Origin of the sequence: Pseudomonas sp. IT-P395 (assembly GCF_949767675.1) — a bacterium.
In the GTDB taxonomy this organism is placed as follows: domain Bacteria; phylum Pseudomonadota; class Gammaproteobacteria; order Pseudomonadales; family Pseudomonadaceae; genus Aquipseudomonas.
Genome location: NZ_CATKPW010000061.1, coordinates 200,629 through 214,102, shown reverse-complemented (window position 1 = coordinate 214,102; position 13,474 = coordinate 200,629). Strand labels below are relative to the sequence as shown.

General features: G+C 60.3%; 15 protein-coding genes. 8 read left to right on the top strand and 7 right to left on the bottom strand.

Annotation, left to right across the window (positions count from 1 at the left end):
- Positions 1 to 132: 132 nt before the first annotated feature.
- From ACM6IN_RS28930 to ACM6IN_RS28920, 3 genes are all read left to right on the top strand, one after another.
- Positions 133 to 1,248, top strand: a complete 1,116-nt coding sequence (locus tag ACM6IN_RS28930) for an AI-2E family transporter (protein WP_007913325.1) — start codon at positions 133 to 135, stop codon at positions 1,246 to 1,248.
- A gap of 108 nt (positions 1,249 to 1,356) precedes the next feature.
- The gene (locus ACM6IN_RS28925; protein ID WP_414917189.1) at positions 1,357 to 2,145 is read left to right on the top strand and encodes a DUF2092 domain-containing protein; all 789 of its coding nucleotides are present in this window, start codon (positions 1,357 to 1,359) and stop codon (positions 2,143 to 2,145) included.
- A 1-nt stretch (position 2,146) separates the two neighbouring features.
- A complete protein-coding gene (locus ACM6IN_RS28920) occupies positions 2,147 to 2,713 on the top strand; it encodes a hypothetical protein (RefSeq protein WP_123375301.1) in 567 nt (188 codons plus the stop codon).
- Here the strand turns inward: ACM6IN_RS28920 and ACM6IN_RS28915 are convergent, their stop codons facing one another.
- The 4 genes from ACM6IN_RS28915 to ACM6IN_RS28900 form a co-directional block, all read right to left on the bottom strand.
- The gene (locus ACM6IN_RS28915; RefSeq protein ID WP_414917188.1) at positions 2,714 to 2,857 is read right to left on the bottom strand and encodes a hypothetical protein; all 144 of its coding nucleotides are present in this window, start codon (positions 2,855 to 2,857) and stop codon (positions 2,714 to 2,716) included.
- A gap of 93 nt (positions 2,858 to 2,950) precedes the next feature.
- Positions 2,951 to 4,453 (bottom strand): glycine betaine/L-proline transporter ProP, encoded by a 1,503-nt coding sequence (proP, locus tag ACM6IN_RS28910; protein ID WP_038361543.1) that lies wholly within the window; start codon positions 4,451 to 4,453, stop codon positions 2,951 to 2,953.
- Between the two features lie 250 nt (positions 4,454 to 4,703).
- Positions 4,704 to 5,363, bottom strand: coding sequence for a DUF3313 domain-containing protein (locus ACM6IN_RS28905; RefSeq protein ID WP_414917187.1), 660 nt, complete (start codon positions 5,361 to 5,363; stop codon positions 4,704 to 4,706).
- Positions 5,363 to 5,680, bottom strand: a complete 318-nt coding sequence (locus ACM6IN_RS28900) for a hypothetical protein (RefSeq protein WP_414917186.1) — start codon at positions 5,678 to 5,680, stop codon at positions 5,363 to 5,365. The genes ACM6IN_RS28905 and ACM6IN_RS28900 overlap by 1 nt, the downstream gene beginning before the upstream one ends.
- 147 nt (positions 5,681 to 5,827) lie before the next feature.
- Between ACM6IN_RS28900 and ACM6IN_RS28895 the strand changes: the two genes are divergently transcribed.
- The 5 genes from ACM6IN_RS28895 to ACM6IN_RS28875 all read left to right on the top strand — a co-directional run bounded on the left by ACM6IN_RS28895 (position 5,828) and on the right by ACM6IN_RS28875 (position 11,190).
- Positions 5,828 to 6,547: a response regulator gene (locus ACM6IN_RS28895; RefSeq protein WP_007913296.1), complete on the top strand. Its 720-nt coding sequence runs from the start codon at positions 5,828 to 5,830 to the stop codon at positions 6,545 to 6,547.
- The gene (locus tag ACM6IN_RS28890; protein WP_007913295.1) at positions 6,547 to 7,881 is read left to right on the top strand and encodes an ATP-binding protein; all 1,335 of its coding nucleotides are present in this window, start codon (positions 6,547 to 6,549) and stop codon (positions 7,879 to 7,881) included. The genes ACM6IN_RS28895 and ACM6IN_RS28890 overlap by 1 nt, the downstream gene beginning before the upstream one ends.
- Before the next feature lie 68 nt (positions 7,882 to 7,949).
- The gene (locus tag ACM6IN_RS28885) at positions 7,950 to 9,239 is read left to right on the top strand and encodes an NAD(P)/FAD-dependent oxidoreductase (RefSeq protein ID WP_414917185.1); all 1,290 of its coding nucleotides are present in this window, start codon (positions 7,950 to 7,952) and stop codon (positions 9,237 to 9,239) included.
- Between the two features lie 25 nt (positions 9,240 to 9,264).
- A complete protein-coding gene (locus tag ACM6IN_RS28880; protein ID WP_095112118.1) occupies positions 9,265 to 9,822 on the top strand; it encodes a helix-turn-helix domain-containing protein in 558 nt (185 codons plus the stop codon).
- Positions 9,823 to 9,843: 21 nt separating this feature from the next.
- The gene (locus tag ACM6IN_RS28875) at positions 9,844 to 11,190 is read left to right on the top strand and encodes a glutamine synthetase family protein (protein WP_414917184.1); all 1,347 of its coding nucleotides are present in this window, start codon (positions 9,844 to 9,846) and stop codon (positions 11,188 to 11,190) included.
- Positions 11,191 to 11,256: 66 nt separating this feature from the next.
- Here ACM6IN_RS28875 and ACM6IN_RS28870 read toward each other — a convergent pair whose 3' ends face one another.
- The 3 genes from ACM6IN_RS28870 to ACM6IN_RS28860 all read right to left on the bottom strand — a co-directional run bounded on the left by ACM6IN_RS28870 (position 11,257) and on the right by ACM6IN_RS28860 (position 13,445).
- Complete coding sequence (locus ACM6IN_RS28870) at positions 11,257 to 12,174, bottom strand: AraC family transcriptional regulator N-terminal domain-containing protein (protein ID WP_414917183.1); 918 nt, start codon at positions 12,172 to 12,174, stop codon at positions 11,257 to 11,259.
- An 81-nt stretch (positions 12,175 to 12,255) separates the two neighbouring features.
- Positions 12,256 to 12,513 (bottom strand): Atu4866 domain-containing protein, encoded by a 258-nt coding sequence (locus ACM6IN_RS28865; protein ID WP_414917182.1) that lies wholly within the window; start codon positions 12,511 to 12,513, stop codon positions 12,256 to 12,258.
- 167 nt (positions 12,514 to 12,680) lie between these two features.
- Complete coding sequence (locus ACM6IN_RS28860; protein WP_414917181.1) at positions 12,681 to 13,445, bottom strand: SDR family NAD(P)-dependent oxidoreductase; 765 nt, start codon at positions 13,443 to 13,445, stop codon at positions 12,681 to 12,683.
- Positions 13,446 to 13,474 lie beyond the last annotated feature (29 nt).

The window sequence follows — 13,474 nt, the reverse complement described above, 5'->3', positions numbered from 1 at the left end:
GGCGAATTCCTTATCAATGCAGATCAGCCTTCAGGTTTAGTCGCGATTTGGCGTGCGCACCAGTCGAGACGATGAGCCGGATGTGAACTAGGCTCACAGCGGTTCATCGATGGCCCACTCAGGAGCGCCGACATGGAAGACAAACCGCTGATCACCTTTCACAGTTCCAGAGCACTGCTGGACGTACTGATACGCGCGGGTCTGATCACCATTCTGGTGTTGTTCTGCTACGACATCTTTCATCCGTTTCTGAATGTCATGCTGTGGGCGCTGATCCTCGCGATCACCCTGTATCCACTCAATCAGAAGCTCGGCGCAAAGCTAGGCAACCGCTACGGTTGGGCGGCGATCTTGCTGGTGCTGCTGGGGTTGCTGATTTTAATGGTGCCGCTGAGCCTGCTCGGGGCTTCCGTTGCCGATTCGGTGAAAGTCGGCATGCACACGATGGAGGCAGGCCAGTTCGAGATCCCGCCACCACCGGCCAGCGTCGAGAACTGGCCGCTGATCGGTGCGCCGGTTTACGGCATCTGGCAACACGCATCGCAAGACTTGAGCTGGGCGTTCAAGGAGCTGGCACCGCACCTGTCCAACTGGGGCAAAGTGTTATTGCATCAAGCCGCTGGCGTCGGTGCCGGGATCGTGGTGTTTGTGATTGCGCTGATCATCGCCGGATTGGTCATGACCCACGGCGAGCGCGGGCATCGCACGGCAGTGGCCATCACCACACGCATTTCCGGTCCGGTGCGTGGCCCGCAAATCGCCGAACTGTGCACGGCAACCATCCGCGCCGTGGCGCAGGGCGTAGTCGGCATCGCGTTTATTCAGATGCTGCTGGTCGGCGTGGCGCTGGTGGTCATGGGTGTACCGGCGGCCGGTATTCTCGCCTTGATGGTGTTGCTGTTGGGCATCACCCAATTGCCGGTGCTGCTGATCACGCTGCCCATCGTGATTTATGTCTTCGCGCAGGACGGGGTCAGCGCCAGCACGATTATCTTTGCGGTGTGGATGGCGATTGCCGGGCTTTCCGACAATGTGCTCAAGCCGATGTTGCTGGGACGCGGCGTTGCGGTGCCGATGCCGGTGGTGCTGATCGGTGCGCTCGGGGGCATGGTCACCAGCGGTATTATTGGTCTGTTCATCGGCCCGGTGATTTTGGCGGTCGGTTATGAGTTGTTCATCGGCTGGGTGTATCAACCGGCCGATGTCACCGAGCTTCTGGAGAGCCAGCGCAAAGAAAATCTGCCATGACATTCTCTGCTCTCGCTGACGCATTGGCGTCCCCCCACACTGAGGTCTAGGCTGGTCAGTCAGTCGCCCATGCGGCGCAACGCCCACGCAGGGACAGGAGCGCAACCGATGAAATCCCCAGCCAGTATTGTCTGCCTGATGTTCACGCTGGTGCTCGCGCCGGGAGCCCGCGCTGAAGACCCGTCGGCTGCGCCCGCTGCCGAGGCCACGGACGATGCGCCGTTGATCAATCCGCAAGTGGTCGACAAGTTGATCGACATGGGCAATTACCTGCGCAGCCTGCCGAAATTTCAGGTCGATGCCCAAGTCTCGCGCGACACGGTTCTGGAGTCCGGGCAGAAGATCAAGACCGAGTCCGCCAACACCCTGAAAGTGGTCGGCCATGATCGCCTGTATGCGAAAAGCGAAGGCGATGTGCGCACTCGCGAGTTCTTCTATAACGGCAAGAAGCTCACCCAGTATTCGCCGTACCTGAAGTACTACACCACCGTTGATGCGCCGGCCACCGTCGCGGAAACCCTGCACAAGGTCGAGAGCTACTACGGTGTGCAGGTGCCGATGGAGGACCTGTTTCTGTTCGGCAGTGATCAGGCGCAGATCGATGCCTTGAAAGCCGCACTGTACGTAGGGCCGTCGGTCATCAAGGGCCAGCTCTGCGACCATTTGGCGTTTCGCCAGGAAGGTATTGACTGGCAGTTGTGGCTGACCCGCTCCGACAAACCCTTGCCGTGCAAACTGGTGATCACCACCACCGACGATAAGAGCTTCCCCGAGTACAGCGCGGTATATCAGTGGAACCTCAAGCCGACCATTCCGGACACGCAATTCACCTTCAAACCGGGCAAAGGCGATGTGGCGATTGCGTTTAAAAAAGCCAGCGATCAGGGAGGGCAGTGACATGAACAAGTCGATGACGTGGAGTCTGTTGTTATCGCTGGCCGCCGCCACGCTGCTGACCGCAGGATATGTCACCGAAGCCGATGCCCGGGGGCAACGCGCTCAGGGCCATGCCCGCGCCAACGTCAACCGCGCGCCGGCGCCGAACGCGCAACGGGCGCAGCGGATCAATGCGCCGCAACGCGCCAATCACGTGAATGCCGGTAATCGGGTCAATTCGGGCAATCGGGTCAACGCCGGCAACAACGTCGGCAATCGCAGGTACGTCAACAACGGCAACCGCAACGTCAACATCGACAACAGTCGCGATGTCGATATTGATGTCGACGGCCATGGCCGTTATGGCTACGACGATCACTACCATCCGGTAGCGACGGCGGCGGCAGTGACAGCTACCGTGGCGGTCACGGCAGCGGTGGTGGGAGCGATCTTTACCCCGGCGCAAATGCCCAGCAGTTGTGTGCAGGTGATTCGCTACAACGTCGCCTACATGCAGTGCGGCTCGACCTGGTACCAGCCGCAGTATCAGGGCAGTGATGTGACGTATGTGGTGGTCAACGCGCCGTGATCAGGCTTTCGGCACCCACGGTTGCATTTGCGCGAGCATGCCACGACCGCCACGGCGCAAGCCGGTGGCCAGGGTCAGCCACGACAGGTCGGTGCTAATGACGTGTGCAGCCGGGCTCCTTGAATGACGAGCGACCAGATTCAAGGCTAGCTGATAAACAAGGGATGAGCGCCGCGGCGCCCGTGCTGCAGATGGCACAAACCCGGCCAGTGCCGGGTTTGCGGTGGTTGCGCGGAATCAGTTAATCCGCGGGTGCTGCTGCACCAGTTCCTTGCGCTTGGCTTCGAGTGCGGCGATCTCGGCGTCGATGTCTTCGATTTTCTGCTCGATGTTGTCGTGGTGTTCTTGCAGCAGTTCCTTCGCTTCTTCAAGGTCGGAGGCGGCCGGCGCAGCGCCACGCAACGGCTTGTTGGCGGTTTCCTTCATCGTCACGCCGGTAGCCAGACCGACCACGGCGATGACCATCAGGTAATACGCCGGCATGTACAGATCGTTGGTGCTCTCGACCAGCCAGGCGACCACGGTCGGCGTCAGACCGGCAATCAGCACTGAAACGTTGAAGGCCGCTGCCAGCGCGCTGTAGCGAATGTGCGTGGGGAACATCGCCGGTAGGGTCGAGGCCATGACGCCGATAAAGAAGTTCAGCAGCACGGCCAGCATCAGCAGGCCGGCGAAGATCAGCCCGATCTTGCCGCTGTTGATCAACATAAACGCCGGGATCGCCAGAATGAACAGGCCGATGCTGCCGACAACGATGAAGGGTTTGCGGCCAATCTTGTCGCTGATAAAGCCAATTGCCGGCTGCACGAAGAGCATGCCGACCATGATCGCGATGATGATCAACACGCCCCGGTTTTCGCTGTAGTGCAGGTTGTGCGACAGGTAACTCGGCATGTAGGTGAGCAGCATGTAGTAAGTAACGTTGGTCACCGCCACCACGCCGATGCAGGTCATCAGGCTGCGCCAGTGCTTGGTCGCGACCTCCTTGAACGAGACTTTCGGGCCGCCGGCGAGGCCTTCGCGATCGCCTTGCTCAAGCTTTTCGACGTGCTGCTGGAATGCCGGGGTTTCTTCCAGGGCGTGACGCAGGTAGAGGCCGATCATGCCCAGCGGCAGGGCTAGGAAGAACGGCAGGCGCCAGCCCCATTCCTCGAACTTGGCTTCGCCCAGCGTCGTCGAGATCAACACCACCACGCCGGCACCGAGGACGAAACCGGCAATCGAGCCGAAATCCAGCCAGCTGCCGAGGAAGCCGCGTTTGCGGTCTGGTGCATATTCAGCGACGAAGATTGAGGCGCCGGTGTATTCGCCACCGACCGAGAAGCCCTGAGCCATTTTCGCCAGCAACAGCAGGATCGGTGCCCAGATGCCGATCGAGGCATAGGACGGAATCAGGCCGATGGCAAAGGTGCTCAGCGACATGATCACGATGGTCGCGGCGAGGACTTTCTGTCGTCCGTACTTGTCGCCCAGAGCGCCAAAGAACAAGCCACCCAGCGGCCGGATCAGGAAGGGCACGGAGAAGGTCGCCAGCGCGGCAATCATTTGCGTGCCGGGGTCGGCGCCGGGGAAGAACACTTTGCCGAGCACATAGGCGACGAAGCCATAGACACCAAAGTCGAACCATTCCATGGCATTGCCCAGTGCGGCGGCGGTGATCGCCTTGCGCATCTTGGCGTCGTCGACAATGGTGATGTCGTTCAGGCCGATCGGCTTGACGGTTTTCTTGCGTGATTTCATCCGGGTCTTCTCTTTGCTGATCCATCGTGCCGCGTAGATGCCATCTTTTTGATGGCGCGTACTCTTTGGCTCAGATACATGAGGACACGAAATAATTCACTGCTCGGCGCTTTTTTTCCTGACGCACCTGTGTAGGAGCTGCCGAAGGCTGCGATTGATCGTTCCCACGCTCTGCGTGGGAATGCAGCCGGGGACGCTCCGCGTCCCAACAAGATCGCAGCCTTCGGCAGCGCCTACAGGGGAAATGTGTTTATCGGCGGATGGCCGTATACGATTGCCGCAGGTCGCTGGCCCAGCCATCCAGCACCACTTTGACGTCGTCGGCAGTCAGCACCTGTTTGTCGTTCTCCAGCGGCACACCAGTGCCTTTGCGTATAACTTCGGCAATCACTTCGCCGGTCGAACCGTCCTCGAACGACACCTCGGTAGCGACCTGACTGTCCTGATCACGGATACCGGTCGCCGTGCTTACGCCCGCAGCAACGAGGGTGACGGGCAGCCACTCATAAAAGCGCAAACCCTGAGTGCTGGTCGCCACTTGGGTGATGGCGGGGCGCACCACCAGCGTATTCGGCCCCGGTTGATTGACCAGATGCATGACCTTGCCCAACTCCAGCCTGAGCGCGGCGTCGTAGTAGTCGGTGACCCCAGACAATGTGCTCAGCGGAATCCGCAGAGTCGGCTCGGCGCTCGGGTAAAATTGACTCGGCGCCAGATAAACCTGCGTGTATCGACCCCGGGCGAGGGCCGGGCTGACCCACGCCAATACAGCCTGACCGGACGGTGACTGGCGCTCGCTCAACACGCTGTAGTCATGCAGAAAACCGCTGTGTTCGACCTTGTTACTGCTGCAGGCCGACAGGCTCAGGGTGGTGGCGAGGGCCAGCGACAGTGAATGCGTGCGGGTCATTAACGGGTTTCCTTGCGAGGTTGCGTGGCGATGCTGTCCGAGCATTCGATGTGCAACTGGCCGTGGCTCATGATCCATTGGATCAAGTCGGCGGCGGCAATGCTGTGGACGTATTCGACCCAGTGCGCATTGGTCGGGCTGAATTGCTCGAAGTAGCGGCGCAAGACGATCCTGCTCTGATCGCTGGACACGCTCAGGCACGACTCCTGAAACACGATCGGCGTATCAGGGCCGAGCGCGGCGGTGCGCTGGCTGAGGATCAAGGGACGATTGCTGTTGTGCCCCCCGGCGCAATGGTTGTCGTTCAATAGCTTCATGCGAACCCCCTGGATTGGAATGGCCGCAGAATGCCCGCGAGGTTTTGCCAGAGAATGTCCGCTTGTTGTCTGGCGGGTAGAAATGTTGCTCGATTGAAATAAATGACCCGGGCGGCGAAATGGCTTTAGATTGGCTTTTTTTGGTGCATGGATTCTGTAACTGTGAGCAGACTGCTGTTCGTCGACGATGACGTGGAAATTCTCGCGCTGCTGAAGAAGTTCTTCGTGCAGCACGCCTATGAAGTCGACGTGGCGCCGCACGGCGAGGCCATGTGGGCGGCGATCGCGCAGAACCGTCCGGACACGATCATTCTTGACCTGATGATGCCCGGCGAAAGCGGCCTGAGCCTGTGCCAAAAGGTGCGCGCGCAGCTGGGCATTCCGATCATCATGCTCACGGCCATGGCCGAGCTGAGCGATCGCATTGTCGGTCTGGAGTTGGGCGCCGACGATTACCTGACCAAACCGTTCGCCCCGCAGGAATTGCTCGCTCGCATACGTGCCTTGCAGCGCCGCGCTGGCGAACAGCGCAGCCCGGTCGAGCCTTCACGCCCGGTGATCGGTTTCGCCGGTTGGCATCTGGACATCACCTGTCGCGAATTGCGCTCGCCGGAAAACGTGATGATTCCGCTGTCCGGCGGCGAGTTCGATTTACTCGTGGTCTTCCTCGATCACCCGCAGCGCATTCTCACCCGCGAACAGTTGATCGACCTGACCCACGGCCACGGCCATGACGCCTTTGATCGCAGCATCGATGTGCAAGTCAGTCGCCTGCGCCGCAAGATCGAACCGGACAGCAAGCGCCCGGACCTGATTCGTACGGTGCGCAACGGCGGTTATCTGTTCACCGCCAAGGTCAGCCGCTGATGATCCGCCGACTGTTGCGCGGCGACACCCTGCGCCGGCACATCGCCCTGACCATCGTGGCGGCGATGGTCGCGTCACTGGCGTTGAATGCGCTGTTCGTGCAAGTCGCCGGCATCTGGGCGCGGCCACCGATTGAACGCACCGGCCTGCTGGAACAGATTGCCGCGACCTCGCGGGTGATCGAAGCGGCCCCGGCCAACCTGCGCCCGCAACTGGCCGCCGCCGCGAGCAGCGCCATGCTGCACGTGTCGTGGCAAGCACAGCGCGCGGACTTCGACCTGCCCAATGACGGCCTTCGCCTGCCAGCGAGCAGGGTGCCGGTGCTGCAGCAACTGCTGGGCAATGATCGAAAAATCGAGGTGTTCAGCCCAGGCGACTGGCCGAACGGCAGTCCCCAGGCGCATTACGCCGCCGTCGTGCAATTGGTCGATGGCAGTTGGTTGTCATTTATCCCGCCGGAGCGCAGTTGGGGTCTGGAGTTTGGCGTGCGTATCGTGATCGTCATCGCGTTGGGACTGATTGCCACATTGCTCGTCGCCTGGGTCGCCACCCGGCAACTGGCCAATCCGTTGCAGCGTTTCACGCGTGCCGCCAGACGCTTCGGCACTGACCTGCGCGCACCGCCGATCAAACTCGAAGGCCCCGACGAAATTCGTCAGGCGATCATCGCCTTCAACACCATGCAGGCACAGATCCAGCACTTCATCGCCGAGCGCACGCACATGCTCGCGTCAATTTCCCACGACCTGCGCGCACCGCTGACACGCATGCGTTTGCGCAGTGAATTCATGGAAGACCTCGATCATCAGGGCAAATTGATTCGCGACGTTGAAGAGATGCAGTCGATGATCAACGCCGCGCTGGCGTTCTTCCGCGAAGACACGCACCGCGAGCAGACCACGGCATTCGATCTGTCGGAGCTGCTGCAAACCATCGTCGACGACTACCGCGATCAGCACATCAATGTCGATTTCGATGGCCCGGCGCATCTGGTGTACGAAGGGCGACCGCTGGGGATCAAACGGGTGATCGTCAATCTGCTGGAGAATGCGCTGAAGTATGCGCAGCGTCCGGGCATTGCATTGAAGTGTGATGAGTATTCGATCTGTATCGAGGTCAGCGACGAAGGCCCCGGTATCCCCGAAGCGGCGTTGGAGCAGGTGTTCGATCCGTTCTTTCGCCTGGAGGCTTCGCGCAACCGCGACACCGGAGGCGTAGGCTTGGGGCTGTCGGCGGCGCGGGCGATTGTGCGCGAGCAGGGCGGAGAACTGACGTTGAGCAACCGTAGCGGCCAAGGATTGCTGGCGCGGGTTGAGTTGCCGCGTAACGGATAGTTGCTGGCGTGAAATTTATTCTGTAGATTTTCATGAAATTATAAAAAGATAATTTCATGAGGTCGCGCATGTTTCAGCAATCCAGCCAGCACGTCGACAGCTATTACGCCCATAGTTGCGCGGATATTCTGAGCAACCGCGCTGTGCTGGAAGGCCAGCATGACGCTGACGTGGTGATCATCGGTGCCGGTTTCAGTGGCTTGCACACGGCGTTGCGTCTGGCGTTGGCCGGCAAACGCGTGGTGGTGCTCGAAGCCAGTCGCGTGGCGTGGGCCGCGTCGGGGCGTAACGGCGGGCAGGCGATTCTTGGTTGGTCGTGTGATATGCCGCCGCTGGAAGCTGCGCTGGGCCATGAACGGGCCAGACGGCTTTGGGATGGCATGCGCTGGGCCGCCGGGGAATTACGCGACTTGCCCGGGCGGCATGGTTTCGATTGCGACTATCGTCCCGGGCATTTGTGGACGTCGGTGATGCCACGGCGGGTCAGTCTGCTCAGCGAATGGCAACACGAGGCCAGCCACAAATGGGGCCACGATGGGTTGCAGTTCATTCCCCGTGAACAACTGCCGGAATGGGTGGCCACCGATCGCTATCAGGCCGGGCTTTACGACCCTGAGGGCGCGCACCTCAATCCACTGAAACTGGCGCTGGGCCTGGCGGACGCTATCGAGCGAGCCGGCGGGCGTATCCATGAACAAAGCAAAGCGTTGAGTTATCAGGAGCAGCGCGACGGTTTCCGCGTCAACACCGAGCGCGGTGCGGTGCGCGCCGATGTGCTGGTGCTGGCGTGCAACGCTTACCTCGATGAACTCGACCCGCAACTGTCCAGTTGCATTCTGCCGGTGGGCACCTACCAAGTGGCCACCGCACCACTGACATCCGAGCAGGCCACCGCGCTGTTGCCGCGCAATGTCTGCGTGACCGACAACCAGTTCGTCCTCGATTACTTCAGGCGCACGCCGGATAACCGTTTGTTGTTCGGTGGCAGCTGCACTTATCTCGGTGGCATGCCCAAGGACATCGCGGCAGCGACCCGACCGTTTCTTGAGCGGGTATTCCCGCAGCTCAAGGGCGTCGGCATCGAGTTTGCCTGGGGTGGGCATATCGACCTGACGATGAACCGCACACCCGATGTCGGCGGCGCGGGCAATCGATATTGGCTGCAAGGCTACTCGGGCCACGGTGTTCTGCCGACATTGGCCGCCGCGCGTGCGGTGTCCGATGCGATTCTCGGTGATGCCGATGAACTGGCGTTGTACCAGGGCCTGAGTAATGGCCGTTTCCCCGGTGGCAAACATTTCGCGGCACCGCTGGAGGCGATTGGCAAAGCCTGGTATCGCCTGCGCGACAGTATTTGATGAGACCTTTTTCGGAATCCATGGCATGAACAAGCAAGAAGAAATCGCCGCGCTGGCGATCCTCATCCACGACCTGCGCAAGCACAAGAAATGGACCCTGAAGGAACTGGCCGACAAGATCGGCCGTTCGGTGGGTTTCCTCTCGCAGGTCGAGCGCGGCTTGTCGCGGCCAACCGTGGCGGATCTCACCGCGATCAGTGAAACCTTCGGCGTGCCGACCACTTACTTCTACAGCCTGCCCAAGCCTAAAGAGTTGCCGTGGGTCACGCGCCCGGACGAGCGCCGCACGTTGTATTACGCCAACGGCATCACCGACATTCTGGTGTCGCCGCAGATCCGCGCCTCGTTCTCCATGCTCGAAAGCCATCTGGAAGCCGGCGCGAGCAGCGGCGACCGCCACTTGACTGACAGCTCGGAGCAGGGCGGTTACGTCCTCGAAGGCGAGCTGACGCTGTGGCTGGGCGACGACGAAGAACCCGTCACATTGAAGGCCGGCGACAGCTTTCAATTCGACAGTCATACCCGTTGCCGTTACGGCAACCTCACCGAGCAGCTGACTCGCGTGCTCTGGGTCTACACCTGATAACCACAAAGGATGAACACGATGGACGCTGTCTGCGCTGACCTGCTCGCCGAAGTACGGGCGTTTCGCCAACGCTACCCAGAGGTGCGTTATGTCGACCTGATTTGCCTGGACATTCCGGGGCACTTTTATGGCAAACGCTATCCGGTCGACATGCTCGAAAAAGTCGCGGCGGGCAGTGTGCTGAAACTGCCGCAGAACTGCGTATTGCTTGGCGTACAGGGTGGCTTGTTCCCGATCGGCGATTACTGCTTCAACGATGGCGACCCGGATGCCGTGCGCCGTCTGGTGCCGGGCACACTGAAACCGGTGACATGGGAAGCGCAGCCGCTGGGGCAGATGCTGATCACGTCGGACGGCACCGAAAAACCGATCGAGTTCGAACCCCGTGAAGTCCTCGCGCAAGTGCTCAAGCGCCTGGCGCGCAAAGGCATTCACCCGGTTGTGGCGTTCGAACTGGAGTTCTACCTGTTCGACAAAAAGCTGCGCGAAGGCTTGCCGCAATTCCCCCGCGACGACCTGACTGACGACGCCGATGATCAACCGAACCTGCACATCGAACGCCTCTCACGCTTCGCGCCGGTGCTGGATGAAATGGTCGAAGCCACACGGGCGCAGGGCATCGACGCCACGGTGATTACCGCTGAGCTTGGTCCCGGTCAATTTGAAATCAACTTCGGCCATCTCGACGACGGCTTGCGTGCGGCGGATTGGGCGGCCTTGTTCTGCCGCAGCACGCGCGGGGTTGCGCTTAAACACGGCTACCGCGCCAGTTTCATGGCCAAGCCGTACTTGCAGCATCCGGGCAGTGGCACGCATGTGCATGTCAGTTTGTACGACGCAGCCGGGAATAATCTGTTGGCGGCCAATGAACAGCAGCCGCTACGCCATGCGATCGCCGGTTGTCTGGAATTGCTGCCGCACAGCATGCCGATCTTCGCCCCGAACCAGAACTCGTTGCGCCGATTGGGCGGCACGGTGAACACCGCGACCAAAGCCAGTTGGGGCTTTGAGGATCGCGATGCGTGCCTGCGCATTCCGGAGTCGGACGCGAAGAACCTGCGGGTTGAATATCGCTTGGCGGGCGCGGATGCCAATCCATATCTGGTGCTGGCGGCAATTCTGGTGGGATTGGAGCATGGGTTGGAGTCCGGCAAAGAACCGATTGCGCCGCTGAATGAAGATCGCAGCAGCGGGATTGATTTTCCCAAGGAAATGTTTGAAGCCGTGCGTGCGATGCAGCATCAGCCGCAGTTGCGTGAGGGCTTGGGCGCTGAGTTTGTGGATGTATATTGCGAGAACAAGCGCCAGGATCATCTGGCGTTCATGCAGGAAATCAGTGCGCGGGAGTATCGCTGGTATTTGTGAAGCGGCAGGGCTCAAGAGCCATAGCTCTTCAGCCCTGAAAAAAGAAGTAGAGCCATCGGGATGCTTTCACGCAGGACGCCGAATCCGGCTGGCGTCTCTGGAGGGCGGGCACCCGAACTGACGGCTGTACTCTCGGCTGAATTGCGATGGGCTTTCGTAGCCCACTCGATAACAGGCACTCGCCACATCCAGGCCTTCACCCAGCATCAGGCGGCGGGCTTCCTGTAGGCGAAGTTGCTTTTGATATTGCAGCGGACTCATCGCGGTTACAGCCTTGAAGCGATGATGCAGCGTCGAGCTGCCCAGATTGGCGACCCGGGCAAGCTCTTCGATGCGCAAGGGTTGGGTGTAATGGTTATTCAACCAGTCGATTGCCCGCGTGACGCGTCGTGTTTGCGAATCACCCAGGGCTAGCTCGTACAGCCGACGTCCGTGCACGCCTCGCAGGAGGCGGTAGTACAACTCTCGAAGAGCGAGCGGCGCCAGCATGCCGATGTCTTTCGGTGTTTCCAGCAGCCGTACCAGCCGCAGCATTGTTTCGAGCAGGGGCACATCGACTTTCTCAAGAAAAAGACCCAGCTCCGGTTCGTCGGGGACGCCCGTCGCAGGCGCATCGGCGATGACCTGGGCGATATCCGTGGCCTCGAAATCAAAACGGATACACAGGTAGGGCGCCGCCGGGCTGGCGACCAGCACGCGCCCGGCAACCGGGAGCGTCACCGAGACCACCAGGTAACTCAGCGGGTCGTACAGGTATTGGTCGTCGCCCAGGCCGATTTCCTTTTGTCCTTGGACGATCAGGCACAGTGCCGGCTTGTGCACGGTATGGATAAGCTCCGAAGGCGAGTCGAAACGGATGACATGCAGGGACGCAATGGCGGTCTCATAGATCCCGGGCGTGGTAAAGCGTTGCGTCAGCAGGCGAACCAGTTCGTCACGGTAGATGGCCGTGTTTTGCAGGATGAAAGCATCGCTCTGTTCCATTTCAAGGCTCTCACAAGTGTTCATGAGCGTCGGCCCGCAATTGTCCAGGCAGACGATATTCACCCGACGTCATAAAAGTACTCATTGCCGATAGAGGATCATGCCGGCGTGATACAGCACGTCGTCATGAAAATGCCCGTCAGCGGTGAAGCCGGTGTCGTCCCAGTACTGGATGTAGTCACCGACGATTTCGTAGCGGCCTTGCCAGGCACTGTTATTTTTACCACGGGCCTCGTCGTAACGCCCAGTGGTCAGAAGCTCGTGACGGATGAAGCCATCAGCGGTGACCCACATGCCTGCGTAACGATGATCAGGTTTGGCTTGTGTGGCATTTTTCATCTGCTTTTCTCCTCAGTCCTCATTGAATCCGAGCGGCCTGCCTTGGCCTGTGCTGCATCCATTGCGTGCTTTCAGATTACGTAGCCGAGCGCAGCGGTGTCAGGACAAAACTGCCGCAGATTTGCCTGATCCTCTCGGGCTTGCCGGCGGTTCCTCCAGGCAGTGGCTCACCCGGCCGTGACAGTCATGCCGCCGTCAGCCATGACCACCGAACCGACCATGAAGCTGGCACGGTCGGAGGCGATGAACGCGACCACTTCGGCGATTTCTTCTGGTTGTGCGGCGCGGCCGATTGGCGCGGCTTCGCCATGTTGGGCAAGAAATGCAGGGCCATCGTCGACCACATGGTTGAGGATGTTGGTCACCACATCCCCGACGCCGACCGCATTAACGCGGATGCCGTGGCCAATGACCTCAAGCGCCAGCGTGCGCGTCAGTTGCGCGAGTGCGCCTTTGGAGGCGGTGTAGGCGGCAATGGTGGGGAAGGCGAAGTAGGAGGCGTAGGACGCGATGTTGACGATCGAGCCGGATTTATTGGGCATCATCGCTTTGACCGCTTCGCGGCTGTGCAGGAATGCCGCCGTAGCATTGACCGCCTGAATGCGTTCCCAGTCCTCGCGAGTCATGTCGATGACCAGCTTGTTGATGATGATGCCGGCGTTATTGACCAGGATGTCCAGCCGACCGAAGTGCTCGACAGCCAACGCGACCGCGCGCTCGGCGGCGCCGTCCTGAGTGATGTCGGCCACCAGTGGTACCAGACCAGGGCGGGCCAGCGCTGCCACCTCGGGGTTTATATCTTCGGCAATCACTTTGGCGCCGCGGTCATGCAGCAGCAGTGCGATGGCTTTGCCAATACCGCTGGCCGCGCCAGTGACCAGGGCGACTTTACCTGCCACTTCGTTCGGGGTGCAGTTGTTGATAGCGGTCATGATGTTCTCCAGCGTTGTGATCCAGTAGG

What these genes read in the sequence shown, in the direction of transcription:
- ACM6IN_RS28885 (WP_414917185.1), top strand. Translation starts at nt 7,950, where the DNA reads ATGTTTCAGCAATCCAGCCAGCACGTCGACAGCTATTACGCCCATAGT.
- ACM6IN_RS28920 (WP_123375301.1), top strand. Translation starts at nt 2,147, where the DNA reads ATGAACAAGTCGATGACGTGGAGTCTGTTGTTATCGCTGGCCGCCGCC.
- ACM6IN_RS28895 (WP_007913296.1), top strand. Translation starts at nt 5,828, where the DNA reads ATGGATTCTGTAACTGTGAGCAGACTGCTGTTCGTCGACGATGACGTG.
- ACM6IN_RS28870 (WP_414917183.1), bottom strand. Translation starts at nt 12,174, where the DNA reads ATGGAACAGAGCGATGCTTTCATCCTGCAAAACACGGCCATCTACCGT.
- ACM6IN_RS28900 (WP_414917186.1), bottom strand. Translation starts at nt 5,680, where the DNA reads ATGAAGCTATTGAACGACAACCATTGCGCCGGGGGGCACAACAGCAAT.
- ACM6IN_RS28880 (WP_095112118.1), top strand. Translation starts at nt 9,265, where the DNA reads ATGAACAAGCAAGAAGAAATCGCCGCGCTGGCGATCCTCATCCACGAC.
- proP (WP_038361543.1), bottom strand. Translation starts at nt 4,453, where the DNA reads ATGAAATCACGCAAGAAAACCGTCAAGCCGATCGGCCTGAACGACATC.
- ACM6IN_RS28905 (WP_414917187.1), bottom strand. Translation starts at nt 5,363, where the DNA reads ATGACCCGCACGCATTCACTGTCGCTGGCCCTCGCCACCACCCTGAGC.
- ACM6IN_RS28860 (WP_414917181.1), bottom strand. Translation starts at nt 13,445, where the DNA reads ATGACCGCTATCAACAACTGCACCCCGAACGAAGTGGCAGGTAAAGTC.
- ACM6IN_RS28925 (WP_414917189.1), top strand. Translation starts at nt 1,357, where the DNA reads ATGAAATCCCCAGCCAGTATTGTCTGCCTGATGTTCACGCTGGTGCTC.
- ACM6IN_RS28865 (WP_414917182.1), bottom strand. Translation starts at nt 12,513, where the DNA reads ATGAAAAATGCCACACAAGCCAAACCTGATCATCGTTACGCAGGCATG.
- ACM6IN_RS28890 (WP_007913295.1), top strand. Translation starts at nt 6,547, where the DNA reads ATGATCCGCCGACTGTTGCGCGGCGACACCCTGCGCCGGCACATCGCC.
- ACM6IN_RS28875 (WP_414917184.1), top strand. Translation starts at nt 9,844, where the DNA reads ATGGACGCTGTCTGCGCTGACCTGCTCGCCGAAGTACGGGCGTTTCGC.
- ACM6IN_RS28930 (WP_007913325.1), top strand. Translation starts at nt 133, where the DNA reads ATGGAAGACAAACCGCTGATCACCTTTCACAGTTCCAGAGCACTGCTG.